This window comes from Sphingomonas endophytica (assembly GCF_014199415.1).
Taxonomy (GTDB): Bacteria; Pseudomonadota; Alphaproteobacteria; order Sphingomonadales; family Sphingomonadaceae; genus Sphingomonas; species Sphingomonas endophytica.
In genome coordinates, this window is the sequence record NZ_JACIJN010000007.1 from 144,834 (window position 1) to 166,891 (window position 22,058).

The 22,058-nt window shown below is 68.2% G+C and carries 19 protein-coding genes and 1 tRNA gene; 9 read left to right on the plus strand and 11 right to left on the minus strand.

Going from position 1 to position 22,058, the window contains the following annotated elements; genetic code table 11:
- Positions 1-20: 20 nt before the first annotated feature.
- From FHS97_RS11860 to FHS97_RS11875, 4 genes are all read right to left on the minus strand, one after another.
- The gene (locus FHS97_RS11860) at positions 21-1,421 is read right to left on the minus strand and encodes a M20/M25/M40 family metallo-hydrolase (protein ID WP_425506311.1); all 1,401 of its coding nucleotides are present in this window, start codon (positions 1,419-1,421) and stop codon (positions 21-23) included.
- Positions 1,422-1,474: 53 nt separating this feature from the next.
- Positions 1,475-2,398: an aspartyl protease family protein gene (locus FHS97_RS11865; RefSeq protein ID WP_184037761.1), complete on the minus strand. Its 924-nt coding sequence runs from the start codon at positions 2,396-2,398 to the stop codon at positions 1,475-1,477.
- 30 nt (positions 2,399-2,428) lie between these two features.
- Entirely contained in the window at positions 2,429-4,837 is a 2,409-nt protein-coding gene (locus tag FHS97_RS11870) for a ligase-associated DNA damage response DEXH box helicase (protein ID WP_184037765.1), read from the minus strand.
- A 192-nt stretch (positions 4,838-5,029) separates the two neighbouring features.
- Complete coding sequence (locus FHS97_RS11875) at positions 5,030-5,212, minus strand: hypothetical protein (RefSeq protein WP_184037768.1); 183 nt, start codon at positions 5,210-5,212, stop codon at positions 5,030-5,032.
- A gap of 73 nt (positions 5,213-5,285) precedes the next feature.
- Between FHS97_RS11875 and FHS97_RS11880 the strand changes: the two genes are divergently transcribed.
- The 3 genes from FHS97_RS11880 to FHS97_RS11890 all read left to right on the plus strand — a co-directional run bounded on the left by FHS97_RS11880 (position 5,286) and on the right by FHS97_RS11890 (position 9,889).
- The gene (locus FHS97_RS11880; RefSeq protein ID WP_184037771.1) at positions 5,286-6,284 is read left to right on the plus strand and encodes a ligase-associated DNA damage response exonuclease; all 999 of its coding nucleotides are present in this window, start codon (positions 5,286-5,288) and stop codon (positions 6,282-6,284) included.
- Between the two features lie 186 nt (positions 6,285-6,470).
- Entirely contained in the window at positions 6,471-8,096 is a 1,626-nt protein-coding gene (locus FHS97_RS11885) for a S10 family peptidase (RefSeq protein WP_184037775.1), read from the plus strand.
- The gene (locus FHS97_RS11890) at positions 8,096-9,889 is read left to right on the plus strand and encodes a DUF885 domain-containing protein (RefSeq protein WP_184037778.1); all 1,794 of its coding nucleotides are present in this window, start codon (positions 8,096-8,098) and stop codon (positions 9,887-9,889) included. The genes FHS97_RS11885 and FHS97_RS11890 overlap by 1 nt, the downstream gene beginning before the upstream one ends.
- Before the next feature lie 214 nt (positions 9,890-10,103).
- On the opposite strand, the gene FHS97_RS11895 is transcribed toward FHS97_RS11890, so the two are convergent.
- Both FHS97_RS11895 and FHS97_RS11900 read right to left on the minus strand, forming a co-directional pair.
- Positions 10,104-10,781, minus strand: a complete 678-nt coding sequence (locus FHS97_RS11895; RefSeq protein ID WP_184037781.1) for an RlmE family RNA methyltransferase — start codon at positions 10,779-10,781, stop codon at positions 10,104-10,106.
- A complete protein-coding gene (locus FHS97_RS11900) occupies positions 10,778-11,815 on the minus strand; it encodes a Ppx/GppA phosphatase family protein (protein WP_184037784.1) in 1,038 nt (345 codons plus the stop codon). The genes FHS97_RS11895 and FHS97_RS11900 overlap by 4 nt, the downstream gene beginning before the upstream one ends.
- Before the next feature lie 144 nt (positions 11,816-11,959).
- Here FHS97_RS11900 and FHS97_RS11905 point away from each other — a divergent pair.
- The 6 genes from FHS97_RS11905 (at position 11,960) to FHS97_RS11930 (ending at position 17,473) form a co-directional block, all read left to right on the plus strand.
- Positions 11,960-12,033 (plus strand) — tRNA-Gln (locus FHS97_RS11905).
- Between the two features lie 102 nt (positions 12,034-12,135).
- On the plus strand, positions 12,136-13,797 hold the full coding sequence (locus FHS97_RS11910; RefSeq protein WP_343053438.1) for a glycoside hydrolase family 43 protein: 1,662 nt from the start codon (positions 12,136-12,138) through the stop codon (positions 13,795-13,797).
- Positions 13,798-13,883: 86 nt separating this feature from the next.
- Positions 13,884-14,816, plus strand: a complete 933-nt coding sequence (gene epsC / locus FHS97_RS11915; protein WP_184037787.1) for a serine O-acetyltransferase EpsC — start codon at positions 13,884-13,886, stop codon at positions 14,814-14,816.
- Positions 14,809-15,549 carry a gamma-glutamyl-gamma-aminobutyrate hydrolase family protein gene (locus FHS97_RS11920; protein ID WP_184037789.1) on the plus strand — a complete coding sequence of 247 codons (741 nt, stop codon included), beginning with the start codon at positions 14,809-14,811 and terminating at the stop codon, positions 15,547-15,549. The genes epsC and FHS97_RS11920 overlap by 8 nt, the downstream gene beginning before the upstream one ends.
- Before the next feature lie 54 nt (positions 15,550-15,603).
- Positions 15,604-15,972, plus strand: coding sequence for a hypothetical protein (locus FHS97_RS11925; protein WP_184037792.1), 369 nt, complete (start codon positions 15,604-15,606; stop codon positions 15,970-15,972).
- 61 nt (positions 15,973-16,033) lie between these two features.
- Complete coding sequence (locus tag FHS97_RS11930) at positions 16,034-17,473, plus strand: MATE family efflux transporter (RefSeq protein WP_184037795.1); 1,440 nt, start codon at positions 16,034-16,036, stop codon at positions 17,471-17,473.
- Between the two features lie 3 nt (positions 17,474-17,476).
- On the opposite strand, the gene rpoN is transcribed toward FHS97_RS11930, so the two are convergent.
- From rpoN to FHS97_RS11955, 5 genes are all read right to left on the minus strand, one after another.
- Positions 17,477-18,946, minus strand: a complete 1,470-nt coding sequence (gene rpoN / locus FHS97_RS11935) for an RNA polymerase factor sigma-54 (RefSeq protein ID WP_184037798.1) — start codon at positions 18,944-18,946, stop codon at positions 17,477-17,479.
- A 179-nt stretch (positions 18,947-19,125) separates the two neighbouring features.
- Complete coding sequence (gene lptB / locus FHS97_RS11940) at positions 19,126-19,920, minus strand: LPS export ABC transporter ATP-binding protein (protein WP_246346628.1); 795 nt, start codon at positions 19,918-19,920, stop codon at positions 19,126-19,128.
- Between the two features lie 113 nt (positions 19,921-20,033).
- Complete coding sequence (locus FHS97_RS11945) at positions 20,034-20,570, minus strand: LptA/OstA family protein (RefSeq protein ID WP_184037801.1); 537 nt, start codon at positions 20,568-20,570, stop codon at positions 20,034-20,036.
- 12 nt (positions 20,571-20,582) lie between these two features.
- Positions 20,583-21,215, minus strand: a complete 633-nt coding sequence (lptC, locus tag FHS97_RS11950; RefSeq protein WP_184037804.1) for an LPS export ABC transporter periplasmic protein LptC — start codon at positions 21,213-21,215, stop codon at positions 20,583-20,585.
- Positions 21,208-21,828, minus strand: coding sequence for a ribonuclease D (locus FHS97_RS11955; protein WP_184037807.1), 621 nt, complete (start codon positions 21,826-21,828; stop codon positions 21,208-21,210). Before FHS97_RS11955 ends, lptC begins: the two co-directional genes overlap by 8 nt.
- Positions 21,829-22,058 lie beyond the last annotated feature (230 nt).

Genomic DNA, 22,058 nt, shown 5'->3' on the forward strand with positions numbered 1-22,058 from the left:
CGGCGATACCGATCAACCGCTTAGCCGGCATAGACCTTCACCAGATCGAACATATAGTCGCGTGCATCGTAGAGTGAATCGACGCGGATCCGTTCATCGAGGCCATGAACCCCACTGGTCCGCGGATCGACGAACGTACCCGGCACGCCATAGACCGGAATGCCGATCGCCTCGAGGAACACGCCATCGGTGGCCCCGGTCGACATCATCGGCAGTAACGACAGGCCGGGGAAATGCTTGGCCGCGACCCGCTTCATCGGGTCGATCACCTTGGGATCGAGCGTCGGCGGGATCGCGGTCGGGCGTACCGGCTGGTTGGCGGTGACCGTCACTTTCTCCCCGGCGAGCCGCTTCAACGTCGCAAGCGTGCCGTCGACCGTCTCGCCGGGAAAGATCCGGCAGTTGACGTTCGCCGTGGCACGCTGCGGCAGCGCGTTCTCGGCATGGCCTGCGCCGAGCAGGGTCGCGACGCAGGTCGTGCGCAGCGTCGAATGGAGCACCTTGTCGCGACTGACGATCGCATCGGCGGCCGTATCGGTCGGGTCGGTGAGCAGCCGGCGGATTGCAGCTGCCTGTTCGCTGTCGGCACGGGCCGCCGTGGCAGTGAAATAGGCGCGGGTGGTGTCGGTGAAGCGGACCGGGAAGTCATAGCCCTGCACCGCCTTGATCGCATCGGCCAGTTCGTAGATCGCATTGTCCGGGGTCGGTGCGGAGCTGTGCCCGCCGGGGTTGGTGGTGACGAACGTATAATTCTGCGCCGCCTTCTCGCCGACCTGCACCGCCAGCAGCTGGCGCTTGCCCGCGCCATCGAGCCGCCCGCCGCCGCCTTCGTTGAGCGCGAACTCGGCGGCGATCAGCTCGGGGCGGTTCTGCGCCAGCCATTGCGCGCCGTTGAACGCGAAGGTCGTCTCCTCGCCGCAGGTCAGCGCGAGCTTGATCGTCCGCTTCGGACGATAGCCCTGCTGGCGGAAGCGGATCATCGCATCGGCCCAGATCGCCGCCATCGCCTTGTCGTCGACCGCGCCGCGCGCGTAATAAAAGCCGCCTTCCTCGACCAGCTTGAACGGATCGCGCTGCCAATCCTCGCGCTTGGCGGCGACGACGTCGAGATGGCCGAGCAGCAGGATCGGCTTGGCGGCGGGGTCGCTACCCTTCAGCACCGCGACGATGCCGCCGTCGTTCGGATGCTCGGGCACCGCAAAGCGGGTGATATCGGCATCGGCGAAACCCGCTGCCTGCAACCGCGCGCCGATCTGCGCCGCCGCCTGTGTGCAGCTGCCGACGTTTACGACGGTGTTGGTTTCGACCAGCTCCTTGTAGAGCGTGAAGAACGCTTTCTGGTCGGGGCGGGTCTGCGCCTGGGCGTTCGTCGCCAGCATCGCCACTAGGCCGGCCGCGATCGCTACGTTACGCATCCACATACCCCTTCGTCGTTGCCGCAATCGTCGCAGCGAAGCGTCAGGGGCGCAATATGTCACAACACGCGGGCACGCCCTGTGTCGCGGGGCAGCAGCAGCCGTAATTCACGCCGCGCAAAGTCGATATGCACGCGCCGGAACAGCCGCAGCACATCCATCCCGAGCAGCAACGCCGGCTTCCCTTCAAGCCCGAACGCGGCGAACGGCCGCGCGTCGGCGAAGCCGACCGGCAGCGAACGGATCGTGGCGCTTCCCAGCGTCAGCATCGGCACCGCGGCATAATCGGTGGTGATGCTGTCGCCGGTGACGCTGGTGAACACGATCGGCGTGCCGGCGCCGCGCCGCGCCAGCAAGCGCCGCAACGCCAGATTGCCGATGCTGACGCTCGTCCCGGTATCCAGCACCACGCGCACCCGCCGCCCCGCGACCGTGGCATTGGTGACGACCAACTGGCCGAACAGGCTTTTGGCGCGGACCACGATCTCGCCCGGCTCCGGGCGGGGCGGCTTTACGCCGATGGCAGGCGCGACGGTCATCCGCTGCTGGTCGAAGTCGATCGTCAGCGCATGGTCCTGCATCGCGTCGATCCCGAGGATCCCGAGCGCGCCCATGTCCTGCGCGTCGAGCGCCGGTGCCTCGACGCGCCGCGCCCCCAGCGTGCTGACCGACAGCGACGGGATAACGACCGTCGCCACCGTGCTGGTGCCGGTGATCGTCGTCATCCGCACCGTCGGGCCGGCGGGCAGCGCGAGCCGAGTCGCGAGCTGGCGCGAGATGACGCTGCGCTGCGCCCCCGAGTCGACGATGAACGGATATGGACCGGCGGCGTCGATCCGCACCGGCACGGTCATCCGATCTTCCTGATTGAGAAAGGCAAGATCATCGCCGACCGGTGCAATGGGCGGCACCGGCGGGGGCGTGTCCTGCGCGGTCGCGGGCAGTGCGGCGCAGGCCAGCAGCAGCGCGAAGATCCTCTCCATAGCTCACGCTACGCCTCGCGCAGCGCGCGATCAATCCACGCGCATCGCCTCCGCCGCCAGCGCCTCGGCCTCGATCAGCAGCGCGTCGTCGGCACTGCCGGTCGCGACCTTCTCGCGCCCGATCAGCGTCAGCACCGGCACTGCGAGCGGGGTGACGCGCGGCAGGTCGACATGCACCATCGTGTCGGCGGCGCGGTCGAGCAGATCGGCGAGCCGCCCGACGTCGGTCATCCGCGCCCGCGCATCGGCCCAGGCGGCCTCCAGCAGCACATGCCCCGGCTCATACTGGCGCAGTACGTCGTAGATCAGGTCGGTCGAAAAGGTCACCTGCCGCCCGGTCTTGCGCTTGCCGGGATGCTGGCGCTCGACCAGCCCGCCGATCACCGCCACCTCGCGGAACGCGCGCTTGAGCAGGTGCGAGCGTTCGACCCATTCGACGAACTCATGTTCGAGGATGTCGGCGCTGAACAGCGCGGCGGGATCGGTGACCTTCTCCAGCCCGTAACAGGCAATCGCATAATCATTGGCGACGAAGCCGAGCGGCTTGAGCCCCAACGTCTCCATCCGCTTCGTCACCAGCATCCCCAGCGACTGGTGCGCGTTCCAGCCCTCGAAGCTGTAGGCGATCATGTAGTGCCGCCCTTCGCGCGGGAAGGTCTCGACCAGCAATTGCTCGGGGTGTGGCAACGTCGAGCGGCGCTGCTGGATCTCCAGCCATTCGCGCACGTCGTCGGGGAAGCGGTGCCATTCGGCGGGCGTGTCGAGGAAGCGCCGGACGCGATTGGCGAGGTTGGTCGACAGCGGCATCCGGCTGCCGCCATAGGTCGGGATGCGCGCCGGGCGGCTGGTGGCGCGGACGATCAGGTCCTCGGTGTCGATCTTCTCGACCTCGAGGCTCAGCCCGGCGAAGAAGAAGGTGTCACCATGGCTCAGCGTCGCGGCAAACCCCTCCTCGACCTTGCCAAGCGCGCGCCCGTTGCGGAATCGCACCTTGAGCATCGTCGCCTCGACGATGATCCCGGCGTTGAGCCGATGCTGCGCGACGAACTTCGGATGACTCACCCGCCAGCGGCCGTCGGCATCCTGCGTCAGCCGCTTGAACCGGTCATAGGCGCGCAGGGAGTAGCCGCCGTCGCGGATGAAGCCGAGCACGCGGTCGAACAATTCGTCGGTCAGCGCCGAATAGGGGAGGGCGGAGCGCACCTCGTCCAGCATCGCCGCCTGCTCGAACGGCGCGGCGCAAGCGCACGCCATGACATGCTGCGCGAGCACGTCCAGCGCCCCCATCCGGAACACGTCGCTGTCCAGCTCGCCCGCCTCGACCGCGTCGAGCGCGGCGCGCGCCTCCAGATATTCGAAGCGGTTGCCGGGAACGAGGATCGCCTCGCTCGCCTGATCGAGCCGGTGGTTCGAGCGGCCGATCCGCTGGAGCAGCCGCGACGAGCCTTTGGGCGCGCCCATCTGGATCACGCAATCGACATCGCCCCAGTCGACGCCGAGGTCGAGGCTGGCAGTCGCCACCAAGGCGCGGAGCCGCCCGTCCGCCATCGCGCTCTCCACCTTGCGGCGCGCTTCTTTTTCGAGGCTGCCGTGGTGGATACCGATCGGCAGCTGCATCGCATTGGCCTTCCACAGATCCTGGAAGATCAGCTCGGCAAGGCTCCGGGTGTTGCAGAAGACGATCGAGGTCTTGTGGGTCTCGATCTCGGCCATGACCTGCTCGGCGGCATAGCGCCCCGAATGGCCCGCCCACGGCACGCGGCCTTCGGGCAGCAGGATTGCGATGTCCGGGTCCACCCCGGCGTCGCCGTGCACCAGCGCGACGCGATCGATGTCGCCATCGGGTGCGAGCCATGCGCGATAGCCGTCGGGGTCGGCGACGGTCGCCGACAGCGCGACGCGGCGCAGCGCGGGCGCGATCGTCTGAAGGCGCGCCATGCACAGGTTGAGCAGGTCGCCGCGCTTGCCGGTGGCGAAGGCGTGAACTTCGTCGACGACGATCGTCCGCAGCCCGGCAAACATCGTGAAACTGTCGGGATAGCTAAGCAGCAGCGACAGCGACTCGGGGGTGGTCAGCAGGATCTGCGGCGGCTTGACGCGCTGCCGGGCCTTGCGATCGGATGGCGTGTCGCCGGTGCGGGTCTCGACGCGCAGGTCGAGCCCCATTTCCTCGATCGGCGCGAGCAGGTTGCGCTGGATATCGACCGCCAGCGCCTTGAGCGGCGAGACGTAGAGCGTGTGCAGCCCGTCGACGGGTGCGTCGATGAGTTCGGCCAATGTCGGGAGGAACCCGGCGAGCGTCTTGCCCGCGCCGGTGGCGGCGATCAGCAGCGCGTGATGCCCGGCGCGCGCCTCATCCAGCATCGCCAATTGATGCCGGCGCGGCTGCCAGCCACGCCGCGCGAACCAGTCGGTGAGGACAGCGGGGAGGGCGGTCAATCGGGCGTCCGGGCGGGCATGTCAGTGATGTAGGTGTTGGGGTGGAGGAGGCAACTGCATGCCCTGCCGCCTTCGTCATTCCCGCGAAGGCGGGAATCCAGAACCTCTGACGTTGGTAGCTTTCACTGCGACCTGCGCGTCTGGATTCCCGCCTTCGCGGAAATGACGAGAGACGGGGCAATGACGGACAGCTCACGGCGTCCGCGTGCGATCCTCGGCCGATTGCTGCTTGTACAGTTCGCGCGTCGCCTGCTCGGTCCGCGCTTCTTCACGCGGCGAACGCTTGCGATTGCGCAGCATCGCGAACAACAATGCCGCCACCAGGATGATCGGCCCGACGATCACCACGAAGCTCCACCAACCGTCGCCTGCCATCGGCTCTCTCCCGTATCTCGGGTGGTCAACGACGCGTCGATGAACTTCGATCCGCGCGCGCGGTTGGTGCGGCATGGCAACGCTCGGCGACTGGCTCGAACCGCACCCGCACGGGCTGTACGTGCGCCCCGCCGATGCGTGGGTCGACCCGTCGATCCCGGTCGCGCGCGCGCTCGTCACCCACGGCCACGCCGATCATGCGCGCGGCGGGCATGGCGAGGTGTGGGCGACCCCCGAAACGCTCGCGATCATGGACGCGCGCTATGGCGAGCAGGTCGGTCGCCCGGTCGCCTATGGCGAGAGCATCCGGCTCGGCGACGTCGAAATCGGCTTCGTCCCCGCCGGGCATGTGCTCGGCTCGGCGCAGATCGTGCTCGATCATCGTGGCGAGCGCGTGGTGGCGTCGGGCGATTACAAGCGCCGCGCCGACCCGACCTGCATCCCGTTCGAGCCGGTCAAATGCGACGTGTTCATTACCGAGGCGACCTTCGGCCTGCCGGTGTTCCGCCATCCCGACACCGGCGACGAGATCGACAAGTTGATCGCGCGGCTCCACGCCAATCCCGAGCGCTGCATCGTCGTCGGCGCCTATGCGCTCGGCAAGGCACAGCGCGTGATCGCCGAGCTGCGCGTCCGGGGGCACACCGCGCCGATCTATATTCATGGTGCGCTCCAGCGGCTGTGCGACCTGTATGCGGCGCATGGCGTCCCGCTTGGCGAGCTGCGCCCGGCGACCGGCGTCGCGAAGGCGGAGATGGCGGGGCATATCGTGATGTGCCCGCCCTCGGCGCTCAACGACCGCTGGTCGCGGCGGCTGCCCGATCCGATCACCGCGATGGCGAGCGGCTGGATGCGGGTGCGGCAACGCGCGCGGCAGAAGAACGTCGAGTTGCCGCTGATCCTGTCCGACCATGCCGACTGGGACGAACTCACCGAGACGCTGAGCGAGATCTCGCCGCGCGAGGTGTGGGTGACGCATGGGCGCGAGGAGGCGCTGGTCCATTGGTGCATGACCCGGCAGATCAAGGCGCGCGCGCTCGCGCTGGTCGGGTTCGAGGATGAGGACGACTAGCCCCACATCCGTCATTCCCGCGCAGGCGGGAATCCAGAACCTCTGACGTCGCGAGCCTTGCGAAGACCTGCGCGTCTGGATTCCCGCCTCCGCGGGAATGACGCATAGGCAAGACACGACAACCGCTTGCATCGTTTCCATTGCGACGATTACACCAGCATCCCTGACCTATAAGGGGATCGCCTGATGCGCTTCGGATACGCCGCCCTCCTGCTCGCCGCCGCGACGATGCCGGCGCTGGCGCAGGACAAGGACAAGCGGCCGGCCAAGAGCAACGCCGAGATGCAGAAGGAGGAGGCCGACGCCGCCACCGCCAACGCCCCGGTCGAGGAACGCGAGGAGCGCTCAAAGGGCGCGGTGACGGTCGCGGGAAAGCGGCTCGGCTATACCGCCACGGCGGGCACGCTGACGATCCGCGACATCGAGGGCAAGCCGACCGCATCGATGTTCTACACCGCCTATACGCTCGACGGCACCAAGCCGGGCACGAAGCGGCCGATCACCTATTTCTACAACGGCGGGCCGGGCAGCCCGACCTTCTGGCTGCACATGGGCTCGTTCGCGCCGGTGCGGCTCCAGACCGGCAGCCCCGAGTTCATCCGCCCCGCGCCCTATGATTTCGGCCCGAATCCCTACACGTTGCTCGACAAGACCGACATGGTGTTCCTCGACGCGATCGGCGCGGGCTATTCGCGCCCGCTCGGCGATGCCAAGCCGGCGGACTTCTACGGCACCGACGAGGATGCCGATGCCTTCGCCAAGGCGATCCTGCGCTATTCGACCAAATACGGTCGATGGAATTCGCCGAAGTTCATCTTCGGCGAGAGCTACGGCACGTTGCGCTCCGGCGCACTCGCCTATCAGCTTCAGGACCGCGGCATGGCGCTCAACGGCGTGGTGCTGCTCAGCTCGATCATGAACTACGGCTATCGCCAGCCGGGGCTCGATCAGGTCTATCTCAATTATCTGCCGAGCTACGCCGCGACCGCCTGGTACCACAACCGGCTTCCCAATCGCCCGGCGGACGTCGCGACGGTGGTGCAGCAGGCGCGCGACTTCGCGGTCGGCCCGTATATGTCGGCACTCGCCAAGGGACAGAACATCACCCCCGCCGAACGCGACAGTGTTGCCCGGCGCATGAGCGAGCTGACCGGCCTGTCGCCCGACTTCCTGATCCGCAGCAACCTGCGCGTCGATCTGCCGCGCTTCCAGAAGGAGCTGCTGCGCGGCTCGCGCCAGACGGTCGGCCGCTTCGACTCGCGCTATGTCGGGGTCGACAGCGACGCGGCGGGCGAGCGCCCCGAAAGCGACGTGTCCTCCGACGCGATCTCGGGCGCGTTCATCGCCACGTTCAACGATTATGCGACCCACACGCTCGGCTACAAGACCGACATGCCGTACCGGCTGTCGGCGCGCGACGCGAAGGGGTGGACGTGGAACTGGAAGCACGACTCGCCGCTGCGCGGGGGCGGGCAGCAGAACAACCCCAACACCGCGGTCGATCTGGCGGCGGCGATGCGCGGCAATCCCTATCTGCAGGTGCTGTCGATGAACGGCTGGTACGACATGGCGACGCCGTTCTTCGGCACCGAAAACGACCTCGGGCACATGATGCTCGAGCCGGCGCAGCAGCGGAATCTCTCCTTCACTTACTATCCGGCGGGGCACATGACCTATCTCAATCCCGATGCGCTCGTGGCGATGAAGCGCGATCTTTCGGCATGGTATGACCGCGCGCTGGCGGTGGCGCGATCCGACGCGCCACCGGTCCCGCCGACGACCGCCGCCGCGACCGGGCAGGGGCCGAACTGATGCGCGCGCTGCTTCTCGCGCTCGCCGCCCCCGCCGCGATCGCTGCGCAGGCGCCCGCCACTTCGACTGCGGCGGAGGATGCGCGGCTGACCGCTTTCCTCGACCGTGCCTTCGATGCCCGCGTCGCGCTCAGCCCGGAGGCGCAGACCAGCCTCGGGCTCAAGACCAATTACGACAAGCTCGACGACAATACCGACGCCGCCGCGATCCGCGAACGTGACCTCTCCGAGCGGCAGTTGCGCGAGATGCGCGCCAGCTTCTCGCCCGCCAGGCTGGGGTCGGCCGGCAAGCTGAGCTACCGTCTGTTCGAGGATCAGGTCGAGCGCGCGCGCGACAGCTTCCGCTTCCGCAAGTGGCGTTATCCGGTGTCGACCAACGGCAGCCCCATGGGCGAGGTACCGGCATTCCTCATCAACAACCACCGCGTCGACACCGTCGCCGACGCCGACGCCTATGTCGCCCGCATCCGCGATTCGGAGCGGGTGATGCGCGAAACCGCCGCGTTGATGCGCGAGCAGGCGAAGATGGGGATCGTCCCCCTCAAGATGACCTATGCGCCGGTGCGGGCCGACGCCCGCAAGGTGCTGACCGGCGCCCCGTTCACTGCCGGGGCGGATTCGGCGCTGATGGCCGATTTTCGCAAAAAGGTGACCGCGCTCAAGGCGTCCGATGCGGACAAGCAGCGGCTGCTCGCGGCGGCGGCGGCGGCGATGACCGGGCCGATGAAGCGCGGCTACGAGCTGATGTTCACGACGCTCGACGCGCTCGAATCGCAGTCGACCGGCAATTGGGGCGCATGGAAGCTGCCGCAGGGCGCGGCCTATTATGCGGTCCGGCTGCGCGATTCGACGACCACCAACCTGACCGCCGACCAGATCCACGACCTCGGGCTGCGGCAGGTCGCCGCGATCCGCAAGGAGATGGAGGCGGTAAAGACGCGCGTCGGCTTCAACGGCACGCTCGAACAATTCTTCGAGGTGGTGCGCACCGATCCGCGCTTCAAATATCCCAACACCGAGGCGGGACGCGAGGCGTATCTGGGCGACGCGCGCAGCTTCGTCGCGCAGATGATGACCGCCGCCCCGCAATGGTTCGAGCGACTGCCCAAGGCGAAGCTGGAGGTGCGCGCGGTCGAGAAATGGCGCGAGGGCACCGCCTCGACCGCCTTCTACAACCGTCCCGCGCCGGACGGCTCGCGGCCGGGGATCTTCTACGTCAACCTCGTCGACATGAACCAGACGCAGAAGATACAGCTCGACGCGATCGCCGCCCACGAGGCCGCGCCGGGGCACCATTTCCAGATCGCGCGCGCGATGGAGCTGGAAGGTCTGCCCAAGTTCCGGGCGTTCGGTGGCTACGGCGCCTATGTCGAGGGCTGGGGGCTGTACAGCGAGCGGCTCGCCAAGGAGATGGGGGCGTACAAGGACCCCTATGCCGAGTTCGGGATGCTCTCGAACCAGGTGTGGCGCGCGATCCGGCTGGTGGTCGACACCGGCGTGCATTCCAAGCGCTGGACCCGCGAACAGGCGGTGGCGTACTTCCGCGCGAACAGCTCGGTCAGCGACACCGACATCGCGCGCGAGGTCGATCGCTATTTCAACTGGCCGGGGCAGGCGACCAGCTACATGGTCGGCCAGCTCAAGATCGCCGAGCTGCGCGCCAAGGCCGAGCGCGAGCTGGGTCCGAAGTTCGACATCCGCAGCTTCCACGAGGCGGTACTGGGGCAGGGCGCGCTGCCGCTCGACGTGCTCGAGGAGCAGGTCGACGCGTATATCGCGGCGAAGAAGGCGTGACCGCCCGTCATTGCAAGCGGAGCGAAGCAATCCAGGGCGTCCTGATCCGGCCCTTGATTGCGTCGCTATGCTCGCAATGACGATGGAGGGGCAAGTTCACCCCGTCACATACCCGTGACCCCGGCGAAGGACGGGGGCCAGTTGGGGACGTTGCCGTACTTCAATGCAGCGCCCGCCACTGGACCCCGGCCTTCGCCGGGGTGAGCGACCGGCGCTACTCCTCGCTCGCCGCAACCCGCCCCTTGAAGCCCTGCGCGACCACGAACCACTCGACAGAGCCCTTGCGGCTCGCCGGCGGCTTGGCGTGCTTCACCGTCGTGAAGTTGCGCTTCATCTCCGCCACCAACGACGAATCAGCCCCGCCCGCGAACACCTTCGACACGAACGTGCCGCCCGGCCGCAGCACGTCGATCGCGAACGCCAGCGCAGTCTCGACCAGCGCCATCGTCCGCAGCGCATCGGTCTGCGGATGGCCGACGGTGTTCGCCGCCATGTCCGACATCACCAGATCGGGCGCGCCGCCGAGTGCCTCCATCAGCTTGCCCGGCGCGTGATCGTCCATGAAGTCCATCTCGAAGATCGTCACGCCGTCGATCGGATCGACGGGCAACAGGTCGATCCCGACGATCGCCGCGCCCGGCGAGACGCGCCGCACCACCTGGCTCCACCCGCCCGGCGCGATCCCGAGATCGACGACGCGTTTCACGCCCTTGAGCAACCCGAACCGCTCGTCGAGTTCGATCAACTTATAGGCCGCGCGGCTGCGATAGCCCTCGGCCTTGGCGCGACGGACGTAGGGATCGTTGAGCTGCCGCTCCAGCCAGCGCGTCGATTGCGCGGTACGGCGCTTGGCGGTCTTGACCCGCTGCCGCCCGACTCCGGCCCCCCTCATGCCCCTGTCTCCATCAGCCGGCGCAGGATGCCTTCGCGGATTCCGCGGTCCGCGACCCCCAGCCGCTCGGCGGGCCACAGGTCCAATATGCCTTCGAGGACCGCACAGCCCGCGACGACCAGATCGGCGCGCTCGCGCCCGATGCACGGCAATTTGGCGCGTTCGGCGAGCGACATGCCGGCCAGTTCCTGACTGATCGTGCGCATCGCCGCGGCGGGCGCGATCAGTCCGTCGACCTGCGAACGATCGTAGCGTTCGAGTCCGAGATGCACGCTGGCGAGCGTCGTGACGGTCCCGGACGTGCCGAGCAGCCGCGGCACGCCGCCCGGCCGCGGCAATCGTGCCGCGAACGGCGCGAAGCTCTCCGCGACCAGCGTCCGCATCCTTTTGTAGGCGCGCGCGCGCTCCTCGGCGGTGTTGCCGCCGCCGGCGCTCTCGGTCAGCGACACCACACCCCATGGCGCGCTATGCCAGTCGCGGACGCGCGGCACGGTGGTGTCGGCATCGACCAGCACCAATTCGGTCGAGCCGCCGCCGATGTCGAACACCAGCGCCGGGCCGCTGCCGGGTTCGAGCAACGCATGGCAGCCGAGCACCGCCAGCCGCGCCTCTTCCTCGGCGGAGATGATGTCGAGATGGATGCCGGTTTCCTCCAGCACGCGCGCGATGAACGGCGCGCCGTTGCTCGCGCGGCGGCACGCCTCGGTCGCGACCGAGCGCGCCAGCGTGACGTTGCGCCGCTTCAACTTGTCGGCGCAGACGCGCAGCGCCGCGATCGTCCGCTCGATCGCGGCATCGGACAGCGCGCCGCTATGCGCGAGTCCCTCGCCGAGCCGGACGATTCGCGAAAAGGCGTCGACCACCGCGAAGCCGTCGCCCTGCGGGCGTGCGATCAGCAGGCGACAATTGTTGGTGCCGAGATCGAGCGCGGCATAATGCCGCGCCGCGCCGCGCATATGGCGCGGCTGGGGTCGTGCCGAACGGGCAGGGCTCGGGGCCTGCCGGCGCGGCAATTGGGCGGGAAAATCCACCATTGCCGTCAACTTTCTTACATCTGCCGGACCGGGACCACCCATGCGATCCCCCGGTGCTTGACCCTGAAGCTACACAGTCGCGCCAGATGGGGCAAGCTAGGCGTTGACACCGCCATCGCACGCTTATAGACGCACCCCCGCTGTTGCCCGATCCTCTAATGGTAAGAGAGCGGACTCTGACTCCGTCAATCAAGGTTCGAGTCCTTGTCGGGCATCCAGCTTTTCCCCACACACCGTTGGTCCTGGTCGTCTAAAGCGCTGATCGCGCTTGCGATGATAGCGCTACCGTTTACCTTGCCCGCAAAACGAGGGAGAGGTTCGTGAGCATCATCGGCCAGGGAAGGGCGCTGCTGTGCGGCGTCGCGATCGGGGTTGTGGCGGTTGCCGGTACGGCGACGGCGCAGGTCGCGCGATTCGAGCGCTTTCGCTACGACGGCAAGGCGCAGGAGCGCATCACTGTCAGGCCGGGCTTCTATCGCAACCCGATCCTGTCCGGCTATTATCCCGATCCATCGGTGACGCGCGTCGGCGACGACTATTATCTCGTCAATTCGTCGTTCGCGCATTTTCCGGGACTGCCGGTGTTCCGGTCAAAGGATCTCGTGAACTGGACGCAGATCGGCAACGCGATCGACCGGCCCGAACAGCTCGACTACACCGGGCGGCGCGTGTCGCAGGCGGTGTTCGCGCCCGATATCTCGTTCCACAACGGCACCTTCTACATTGCCAACACCTGCGTCGAGTGTGGCGGCAATTTCGTCATCACCGCCACGGACCCGGCCGGCCCATGGTCGCAGCCGATCTGGTTGCCGTTCGAGGGGATCGACCCGTCGCTCTATTGGGAGGGCGACCGCGCGTTCATCGTCAATAATCGCGCGCCCGCCGAGCCGCCGCGCTACGACGGGCACCGCGCGATCTGGGTGCAGGAATATGACTGGCGTGCCGGCAAGATGGTCGGCGAGAGCACCCAGCTCATCAACGGCGGGGTCGATCTGGCGAAGAAGCCGGTGTGGATCGAAGGGCCGCATGTGCTCCGCAAGCAGGGCTGGTATTATCTCACCGCCGCCGAGGGCGGGACGAGCGACAACCACTCGCAGGTCGTGTTCCGCTCGCGCAGCCTGCGCGGGCCGTTCGTGCCCTATGCCGGTAACCCAATCCTGACGCAGCGCGACCTGCCGCCGGGCCGTGCGCATCCCGTCACCTCGGCCGGGCACGCTAAACTGGTGCAGACGCAGAACGGCGATTGGTGGGCGACCTTCCTCGCCACGCGTCCCTATGCCGACGGGCTCTACAATATCGGGCGTGAGACGTTCCTGCTGCCGGTGACGTGGCAGGACGGCTGGCCGCACATCCTCGCGCGCGGCGTACCGATCCCGTTCACCGCGCCGCGCCCGAAGCTGCCTGCGGGCGCGAAGCCGACGCTGCCGACCAGCGGCAATTTCGGTTATTCGGACAATTTTGCCGGCACCCGGCTGGCGATGCAGTGGATCGGCATCCGCACGCCGAAACGGCCCTTTCACCGCGTCGCGGGCGGGATGCTCGAACTGCAGCCCGGCGCGCGCTTCGGCGACCTGAACGGCGTGCCGTCGTTCGTCGGGCGGCGGCAACAGCATCATGTCGCCACCGTCTCGGTGACGATGCGCTACCAGCCCGGCAAGGACGGCGCGCGCGCCGGGCTGGCGGCGGTGCAGAACGATCGCTCGCTGCTGCTGTTCGGGGTGACGCGCGTCCAGGGCAAGCCGGTGATCGCGCTGTGGACGCGCGCCGGGGCGGACGGCGACACCCTCGTCGCCAGCGCGCCGATCGACGCTGCGAAGCCGGTCACGCTGACGCTGCGCGCGGACGGCGGGAAGATGGGGTTCGACTATGCGGTGGGCGGGCGACGACGGACGCTGCGTGACGGGGTCGATGGGCGCTTTCTCAGCACCACGCGCGCGGGCGGTTTCGTCGGTACGGTGATCGGGCCGTTCGACGAGTCCTGAGCAGCCCAGCTTGGGGGGACCGGGCCTGCTTCTTTCAACACCCAGAAAAATGATGGGATATGCTGCGCGCCGAACGAGGAGCGCGCATGACCGATCAACGCAGTTCAGTCCCGGTGGCGGAAGCGGTTGCTGCCTTGCGCGCGGCACGCGGGGCGTGGCGCGCACGTCATGACGACGGGCGCGACACCACCAGCTTCCCGTCGCGCGGCGCGCTGGAGCGGGTGATCGAGCTGCTCGCCGCGGCGCTCTACCCGCGCCGGCTCGGCCAGTTCCGCGGCGCGCCCGCCGAGGAGGACGGCTTCGTCGCCGCCAAGCTGCTCGCCGCGGCGACCGAGCTGGAGCGCGAGGTCGCCGCGGAACTGGGCTATTGGCAGGCCGAGGCGAGCAGCGGCACCTTCGACCGCGACCAGCCGGCGACGATCGTGCGGCTGTTCCTCGCCGGGCTCGGCGAGATCCGGCGGCTGATCGACAGCGATGTCGAGGCGGCGTTCCTCGGCGACCCCGCCGCGCGCAGCGCCGACGAGATCCTCGTCTGCTACCCCGGCGCGATCGCCAGCCTCCACCACCGGCTCGCGCATCCGCTCTACGAACTCGGTGCGCCGATCGTCGCGCGGCTGATCTCCGAACTCGCCAACGAGCGGACCGGGATCGACATCCATCCGGGTGCGACGATCGGCGCGTCGTTCTTCATCGATCACGGCACCGGCGTCGTCATCGGCGAAACCGCGGTGATCGGCGCGCGCGTGCGGTTGTACCAGCACGTCACGCTGGGCGCGCGGACGCCGCGCGGTGATGACCCCGACCGGCCCCGCACGCGCTACGCACGGCATCCGATCGTCGAGGACGATGTCGTGATCTACGCCGGAACGACGATCCTCGGGCGCGTGACGATCGGCGCGGGCGCGATGATCGGCGGCAACGTCTGGCTGCTGGAGGACGTGCCGGCCGGTCGCGTGGTGGTGCAGCCCGAGGCACGCGCGCACGACAACGCCACCGACTGGCGCGCCAACGATGGCTGATGCGCGCAAGCCCGTGATCGGCGTGCTGTGCTGCAATGAGAACGTGCAGCGTCCGGTGCAGGTGGTGGCGAGCCGCTTCGTCGCGCCACTCGCGCGCGTGTCGGACGCGTGCGTGGTGCTGGTCCCGGCGATCACCGAATTGTGCGACGTCGCGACGTTGCGCGGTTATCTCGACGGCATCCTGCTGACCGGATCGCGCTCGAACGTTGCGCCGACCCGCTATGGGGCGGCCAGCGACGACGACGGCGGCGTGCTCGACCGCGAGCGCGACGATGTCGCGTTGGCGATGGCCGATGCGATGATCTCGGCGGGCAAGCCGGTGTTCGGTATTTGCCGGGGCATGCAGGAGATCAACGTGCTGTTCGGCGGCACCTTGTCGACCGAGCGCTGCTGCGGGCGGCATCTGCGCGGCGGGTGGGAGCATGAAGATTATGCGACGCTGTTCGACCACCGGCATGACGTACAGCTCGCCGCCGATGGCGCGCTGGCGGCGGTCACCGGCGAGCAGCGGCTCTCGGTTCATTCGGTCCACGAGCAGGCGGTCGAGCGGCTCGGCGGCGGGCTGACGGTCGAGGCGTGGTCGAGCGACGATGGCGTGATCGAGGCGATCGCCGCGCGGCCCAACGGCGCGGAGGTGCTGGCGGTGCAATGGCATCCGGAGTGGGATGTCGAGCGCAGCGCCAGCAGCCATGCCTTTTTCGCGCTGATCGGCCGCGCGCTGCGCGGTGCCTGACGCAACAAAGCCGCGGCTCCGGCGATTGACCGTGCCAAGCTGTGGAGAAAGACGATGAAGCCGCTCGCCCTGCTCGTTCCGCTCGCCATGCTGGCGCTTGCCGCCTGCTCGGAGCGCACCGAGGATCATGCCGAGCGCACCGGCAATGCGATCGCCTCCGATATCGAGCGCGCCTCCGACAATGTCGTGCAGAGCGTCGATTCGCTGACCGATCGGCTTGCGGACCATGTCACCAACCGCGTCGACGGCCTGGCGGCGGACCAGATCGACCGCGCCGCGGACCGCATCTCCGAAGCCTCCGACCGGCTGGAGGATGAAGTCCGCCGCCACGGTGACCGGACGCGCGATCGCACCGGCGCAGCGCTCGAAAACGCCGGGGCCGAGCTGCGCGACCGCGACGCGGCCGACCGCGAGCGCCGCTGACCTGCGCGCCCTGTCGCCGCCACAGCGCGCGCGCTAAGGCGAGGAGACGAGGGGAAAGACGATGGCGCGCGGACCGCAACAGGATTTGACGACCGGTCCGATCGGGCGGACGCTGCTGGTGTTCGCGCTGCCGACGCTCGGCTCCAGCATTCTGCAATCGCTCAACGGCTCGATCAATGCGATCTGGATCGGGCAGTTTCTCGGCGAGCGCGCGCTGGCGGCGACCACCAACGCCAATATCATCATGTTCCTGCTGATCGCCGCGGTGTTCGGCTTCGGCATGGCCGCGACGATCCTGATCGGGCAGAACATGGGCCGCCGCGACCTCGACGCGGTGCGCCGCGTGCTCGGCACGTCGGTCGGGCTGTTCACGCTCCTGTCGATCGTCACCGTCGTCGTCGGGCTGCTCGCCGCGCCCGCGATCCTGCGCGTGCTGGCGACCCCGGCCGAGGTCTATCCGCTCGCGCTCGCCTATCTGCGCGTCATCTTCGTTGCGATGGTGCCGGGGTTCGTCGCCGTGTTGCTGACCATGGCGCTGCGCGGAACAGGTGACTCGATCACGCCGCTCAAGTTCATGGCGCTCGGCTCGGCGATCGACGTCGCGCTCAACCCGCTGCTGATCCGCGGCTTCGGTCCGGTGCCGGCGCTGGGGATCGAGGGATCGGCGACCGCGACGCTGATCGCCAATACGGTCTCGCTGATCGCGCTGCTCGTCTACATCTACCGGCGCGACCTGCCGATCCGGCTGCGCGGTGCGGAGTGGCGCTACATCCTGCCCGACCCGGCGCTGCTGCGGACGATCGTCGCCAAGGGCGTGCCGATGGGGTTGCAGATGCTGGTCGTCTCGACCTCGGCACTGGCGATGATCGGGCTGGTCAACCGCCACGGCACCGCGACCACCGCGGCTTATGGCGCGGCGAACCAGCTGTGGACCTATATCCAGATGCCCGCCATGGCGGTCGGCGCGGCGGTCAGCGCGATGGCGGCGCAGAACATCGGCGCGGGGGCGTGGTCGCGGGTCGACCGGATCACACGGGTCGGGATCGTCACCAATCTGGCGCTGACCGGCGGGCTGGTCGTGCTGCTCACCCTGCTCGACCGGCATGTGCTTTGGCTGTTCCTCGGTCAGGACAGCGCTGCGGTCGATATCGCGGTGCGGATCAACCTGATCGCGGCGTGGAGCTTCGTGCTGTTCGGTGTGTCGATGGTGCTGTCGGCGACGGTGCGCGCCAATGGATCGGTGATCGGGCCGCTGGTGATCCTCGCGCTGGCGATGTTCCCGCTGCGGCTCGGCATGGCCGCCGGGCTGGCACCGTCCTGGGGTGCAGACGCGATCTGGTGGAGCTTCCCGGCCGGATCGATCGGCTCGATGCTGATGATGATCGCTTTCTATCGTCACGGTGGCTGGCGGCGCAGCAAGCTGCCTGCCGCGCCGCACGAGGGCGAGGAGCAGACGATGGCCGAATGCCAGCCCGCCGCGAAGACGATGCCGGTGGGTTGAAGCTCAGGCGCGTTGCAGCGCGCGCGCGCGGCGGCGCTGCACCGAGCTGCCGATCCCCATCGCCTCGCGATATTTGGCAACCGTCCGGCGCGCGATATCGAAGCCCTTGGCGTTGAGCAGTTCGACCAGCGTATCGTCCGACAGGATCGTGTCGCCTTCGCCCGCGATCAGCGCGCGAATCGCGCTCTTCACCGCCTCCGCCGACACCGCATCACCGCCATCGGCGGCGGCGATCGCCGAGGTGAAGAAATATTTCAGCTCGAACACGCCGCGGGCGCAGCTCAGATATTTGTTGCTGGTGACGCGGCTGACGGTCGATTCGTGCAGATCGATCGCCTCGGCGATCTGGCGCAGCGTCAGCGGACGCAGATGCGCGACCCCGCGCAGGAAGAACGCTTCCTGCTGCTTCACGATCTCGGTCGCGACGCGCACGATCGTCCGCTGCCGCTGATCGAGCGCCTTGACCAGCCAATTGGCGCTGGCCAGCTTGTCGGCGAGCCACGCCTTGCCGGCCTTGTCCTGCTTGCCGCCCGCCAGCTCGCTGTAATAGCCCTTGTTGACCAGCACGCGCGGCAGCGTCGCGGCATTCAGCTCGATCGCCCAGCCGGCCTTGGTGCGCGTGACGGACAGATCGGGAATCACCGGCGCGGGCGGCTCGCCACCGTAGCGGCAGCCGGGCTTGGGATCATAGGCGCGCAGCTCGCGGATCATGTCCGCCATGTCCTCGTCGTCGACCTGACACAGCCGCTTGAGCCGCGTCAGATCGCCGCGCGCGAGCAGGTCGAGATGATCGAGCAGCCGCGCCATGCACGGATCGTAGCGGTCGGCCTCGCGCGCCTGGATCGCGAGGCATTCGGCAAGGTCGCGCGCACCGACCCCGGTCGGCTCGAAGCGCTGGATCATCGTCAGCACCGCGGCGACGCGCTCGACCGGAACCCCCAATCGCTGCGCGATTTCCGCGACATCGGCGCGAAGATAGCCTGCCTCGTCGATCTGGTCGATCAGCGCGCGCGCGATGAACAGCTCCGCCTCGCCGAACGCCGCGCCGGCCTGCGCGAGCAAGATGTCGGCGAGACTTTCGCTGGTATCGGCAAAGGCGTCGAGGTCGGGTGCCTCTCCCGAACCGCTGGCGGGCGCCGCGCTCGACGACAGGCCGGCGTGATCGGACGGCGAGTCGTCGAAGCGCTCGGCAGCGATGTCGACGTCGAGCGCTTCGCCGGCTGCCTCGCCAGCGACGACGAGTTCGTCGGCGCCGGCCGGCTCGTCGCGGGTCGGCGCGTCCACCGGCACCGCCTCCGGCGCATCGTCGCCGCCGGGCGTCGCTTCAAGCAGCGGATTGCGTTCGAGTTCCTCGGCGATCACGCCTTCGATCTCGAGATTGCTCAGCGCCAGCAGCTTGATCGCCTGCTGAAGCTGCGGCGTCATCACCAGCGATTGCGACTGGCGAAGATCGAGGCGCGGGGCGAGACTCATGCGTTCACGCCACGTCGCCCCTGCGCAGGCAGGGGCCTATATTTTTGGAATGTAGGGACGACTTTGACACAGGACGGCACGCGCATGGGTCAGTCCACCCGCCAGCAATCGGCAGACATGGGCCCCTGCCTGCGCAGGGGTGACGGGCGGGAGAGGGCGCGTATCCCGCTCTCCATCGCCTACAGCGCGAAATCCTCGCCCAGATAGAGCCGGCGGACGTTCTCGTCGCGCACCAGTTCCTCCGGGCTGCCGGTGAACAGCACCTTGCCGTCGTAGATGATGTACGCGCGGTCGACGATGTCGAGCGTCTCGCGCACATTGTGGTCGGTGATCAGCACCCCGATCCCGCGGTCCTTGAGCTGGCAGACCAGATCGCGGATGTCGGCGATCGAGATCGGGTCGATCCCCGCGAACGGCTCGTCGAGCAGCATGATCGACGGATCGGCAGCCAGCGCGCGCGCGATCTCCGCACGCCGCCTTTCGCCCCCCGACAGCGCCATCGCCGGCGCATCGCGCAGCCGCGTCAGCCCGAATTCGCCGAGCAGCTTCTCGAGCTTCTCGGTCCGCGCCGCCGCATCGGGCTCGGCCAGTTCCAGCACGGTCAGGATGTTCTTCTCGATCGTCAGCCCGCGGAAGATCGACGTCTCCTGCGGCAGATAGCCGAGCCCGAGGATCGCGCGGCGGTACATCGGCAGCCCGGTGATATCGTCGCCGTCGAGCATGATCCGGCCCGAATCGGGCTTCACCAGCCCCATCACCGAATAGAAGCACGTCGTCTTGCCCGCGCCGTTCGGGCCGAGCAGCCCGATCACCTCGCCGCGCCCGACCGTCACCGACACGTCGGTCAGCACCACGCGCTTGTCGTAGCTCTTGGCGATCGACACGACCTGCAGGCCGCTGCCCAGCTCGGCCTCGTGGATCGGCTCCACCCGGTCGAGACCGTCGCGATCCAGCGCTGTCGTGATGCCGTCCATCGTCTGTCGCTCTCTCAGAACAGGGTTACCGCTTCGTCAATGCCGCGCGACTGGCAGGATTCATGCAGGAAGCAGGCGCGGGCGTGAACCCCTGACGTGTCTTTGCCGCGCGATCAGTTGCGCCTCGGCACCGAGAAGGTGCCGGTGACGCGCCCGTTGGGCGCCTGCGTCACGCCACCGGTGCCCGCCGCCGCGCCGCCCGCCACCGACGAGCCGTCGATCACCGCGCGACCGGTGTCCAGATTGATCGTCAGCCGCCCGCCGTTGACGGTATTCCCGCCCTGCGTCAGCTTCACCGCGCCGAGCATCGTGATGACGCGGCGGTTGAGATCGTAGACGCCGAACTGGCTGCGCGCGGTCTGGTCGGGGCGCACCACCGTCACCCCGCCGCTGGCGTCCAGCCGCGACACCTGCGGATTGCCGTCGACGACCTGCCCCGTATAGGCAACCGTCATCCGCTGCGCGGTGAGCGTCATCTCCGCCTGCCGCACCTTGACGTTGCCCGCCAGCACCGCGCGATTGGCGCGATCCTGCAATTCGATATGGTCGGCGCCGAAGTCGATCGGCGCGGCGGTGTCGTGCCGGGTCTGCGCCGCCGCGGGAACGGCGAGCATCAACAGCAGGGCAGGGGCGGCGGCAAGGCGCAACATGCGGAAGCTTCTCTATTTTCTTGGGGTGAACCGCAAGCGGGCATTGCCGTCGAGCGTGACGGTGCGCGCCTCCAGATCGGCGCGCATCGTGTCGCCGCGGAACGTGCCCTGGCGCACGGTGCCGGTCGCCGCGCCGGTGGAGCGCAGGCGGCGCGATTTCAGGTCGACGACCGCATTGTCGGTGTCGAGCGTGTAATTGTTCGGTCCGCGCACCTTGATCGGCCCGTCGACGTTCACCTGCTCGCTGTCCATGTCGTAGCGCCCGGTCGGCGCGGTCAGCGTCGCGGGGCCGTCCGACAGCCGGATCGCCGCGGCCATATCGGCGATGCGCACGATCGGCTCGGCGGAGCTTTTTTGCACCGCCGAGCCCGCGTCGAGCTCGAACGGCTGGCCCTTGGTGTCGGTGCCGCGATAGCGCGCCTCGCGCAATTTCATGCGCTCCTTGGCGACCTCGACGCGGTTCTTGTCGAGGACGAAAGACGCGTCGCCGCCCATCGTCAGCGGCGCCATGACGAGAAACGCGAACAGCACGCCGATCGACACCGGCAGCCCGCGGTTGGCGAGCGCGATGATGCGATCGTGCCGCCCGCCAGGCTGTGCCCAGCGTTGCCGTTCCGATCGGACGCGAAGCGCGACGTCAGACATGCGCGAAGATGTCCACCTCCGGCCAGCCCGCCAGATCCAGCTCGGCACGCGCCGGCAGGAAGTCGAAACACGCCTGCGCCAGTTCGGTGCGGCCCTCGCGCGCCAGCCGGCGATCGAGTTCTTCCTTCAGCCGGTGCAGATAGCGGACGTCGGAGGCGGCATAATCGCGCTGCGCATCGCTCAGCACCGGGCCGCCCCAGTCCGACGATTGCTGCTGCTTCGAGATGTCCTGCCCCAGCAATTCGCGCACGAGCTCCTTCAGTCCGTGCCGGTCCGTATAGGTCCGCACCAGCCTCGACGCGGTCTTGGTGCAATAGACCGGCGCGGCCACGACGCCGAGATAGTGACGGATCGCCGCAATGTCGAAACGGCCGAAGTGATAGAGCTTCAGTCGTGCCGGATCGGCCAGCACCTGTCGCAGCACCGGCGCGGCATAGTCGCTGCGCGGCGAGAAGCGCACCAGATGCTCGTCGCCGCCGCCGTCCGACAATTGCACCAGGCACAACCGGTCGCGCGGGGTGATGAGCCCCATCGTCTCGGTGTCGACCGCGATCGCGGCGCCCGCGGCGAACACGTCGCCGGGCAGGTCTTCTTCGTGCAGATATACAGCCATATGCGGCCTGTAACGAGGCGGGTCGCCGGGCTCAATCGCTTCCTTACTCGTGAACGCTGGTACGACGGAACGTGGCAACAATGCGACCGATCCGGGGCGTTTGACGGTCATTGCTTGAAAAGATGCGCAAAACGATTCGCAGGACGGCGCAAGATGGGCTATGGAGGAGATGAGGTGCAGTAGGTCCTGTGCCCAGGGGAGCCGCGTTCGCCGTCCTGCGCGTGGCCCTG

Bases quoted from the DNA above. Each gene is read 5' to 3' on its own strand.
- FHS97_RS11860 (WP_425506311.1), bottom strand. From the start codon at position 1,421: ATGTGGATGCGTAACGTAGCGATCGCGGCCGGCCTAGTGGCGATGCTG.
- FHS97_RS11865 (WP_184037761.1), bottom strand. From the start codon at position 2,398: ATGGAGAGGATCTTCGCGCTGCTGCTGGCCTGCGCCGCACTGCCCGCG.
- FHS97_RS11875 (WP_184037768.1), bottom strand. From the start codon at position 5,212: ATGGCAGGCGACGGTTGGTGGAGCTTCGTGGTGATCGTCGGGCCGATC.
- FHS97_RS11880 (WP_184037771.1), top strand. From the start codon at position 5,286: ATGGCAACGCTCGGCGACTGGCTCGAACCGCACCCGCACGGGCTGTAC.
- FHS97_RS11885 (WP_184037775.1), top strand. From the start codon at position 6,471: ATGCGCTTCGGATACGCCGCCCTCCTGCTCGCCGCCGCGACGATGCCG.
- FHS97_RS11890 (WP_184037778.1), top strand. From the start codon at position 8,096: ATGCGCGCGCTGCTTCTCGCGCTCGCCGCCCCCGCCGCGATCGCTGCG.
- FHS97_RS11895 (WP_184037781.1), bottom strand. From the start codon at position 10,781: ATGAGGGGGGCCGGAGTCGGGCGGCAGCGGGTCAAGACCGCCAAGCGC.
- FHS97_RS11900 (WP_184037784.1), bottom strand. From the start codon at position 11,815: ATGGTGGATTTTCCCGCCCAATTGCCGCGCCGGCAGGCCCCGAGCCCT.
- epsC (WP_184037787.1), top strand. From the start codon at position 13,884: ATGACCGATCAACGCAGTTCAGTCCCGGTGGCGGAAGCGGTTGCTGCC.
- FHS97_RS11920 (WP_184037789.1), top strand. From the start codon at position 14,809: ATGGCTGATGCGCGCAAGCCCGTGATCGGCGTGCTGTGCTGCAATGAG.
- FHS97_RS11925 (WP_184037792.1), top strand. From the start codon at position 15,604: ATGAAGCCGCTCGCCCTGCTCGTTCCGCTCGCCATGCTGGCGCTTGCC.
- FHS97_RS11930 (WP_184037795.1), top strand. From the start codon at position 16,034: ATGGCGCGCGGACCGCAACAGGATTTGACGACCGGTCCGATCGGGCGG.
- rpoN (WP_184037798.1), bottom strand. From the start codon at position 18,946: ATGAGTCTCGCCCCGCGCCTCGATCTTCGCCAGTCGCAATCGCTGGTG.
- lptB (WP_246346628.1), bottom strand. From the start codon at position 19,920: ATGGACGGCATCACGACAGCGCTGGATCGCGACGGTCTCGACCGGGTG.
- FHS97_RS11945 (WP_184037801.1), bottom strand. From the start codon at position 20,570: ATGTTGCGCCTTGCCGCCGCCCCTGCCCTGCTGTTGATGCTCGCCGTT.
- lptC (WP_184037804.1), bottom strand. From the start codon at position 21,215: ATGTCTGACGTCGCGCTTCGCGTCCGATCGGAACGGCAACGCTGGGCA.
- FHS97_RS11955 (WP_184037807.1), bottom strand. From the start codon at position 21,828: ATGGCTGTATATCTGCACGAAGAAGACCTGCCCGGCGACGTGTTCGCC.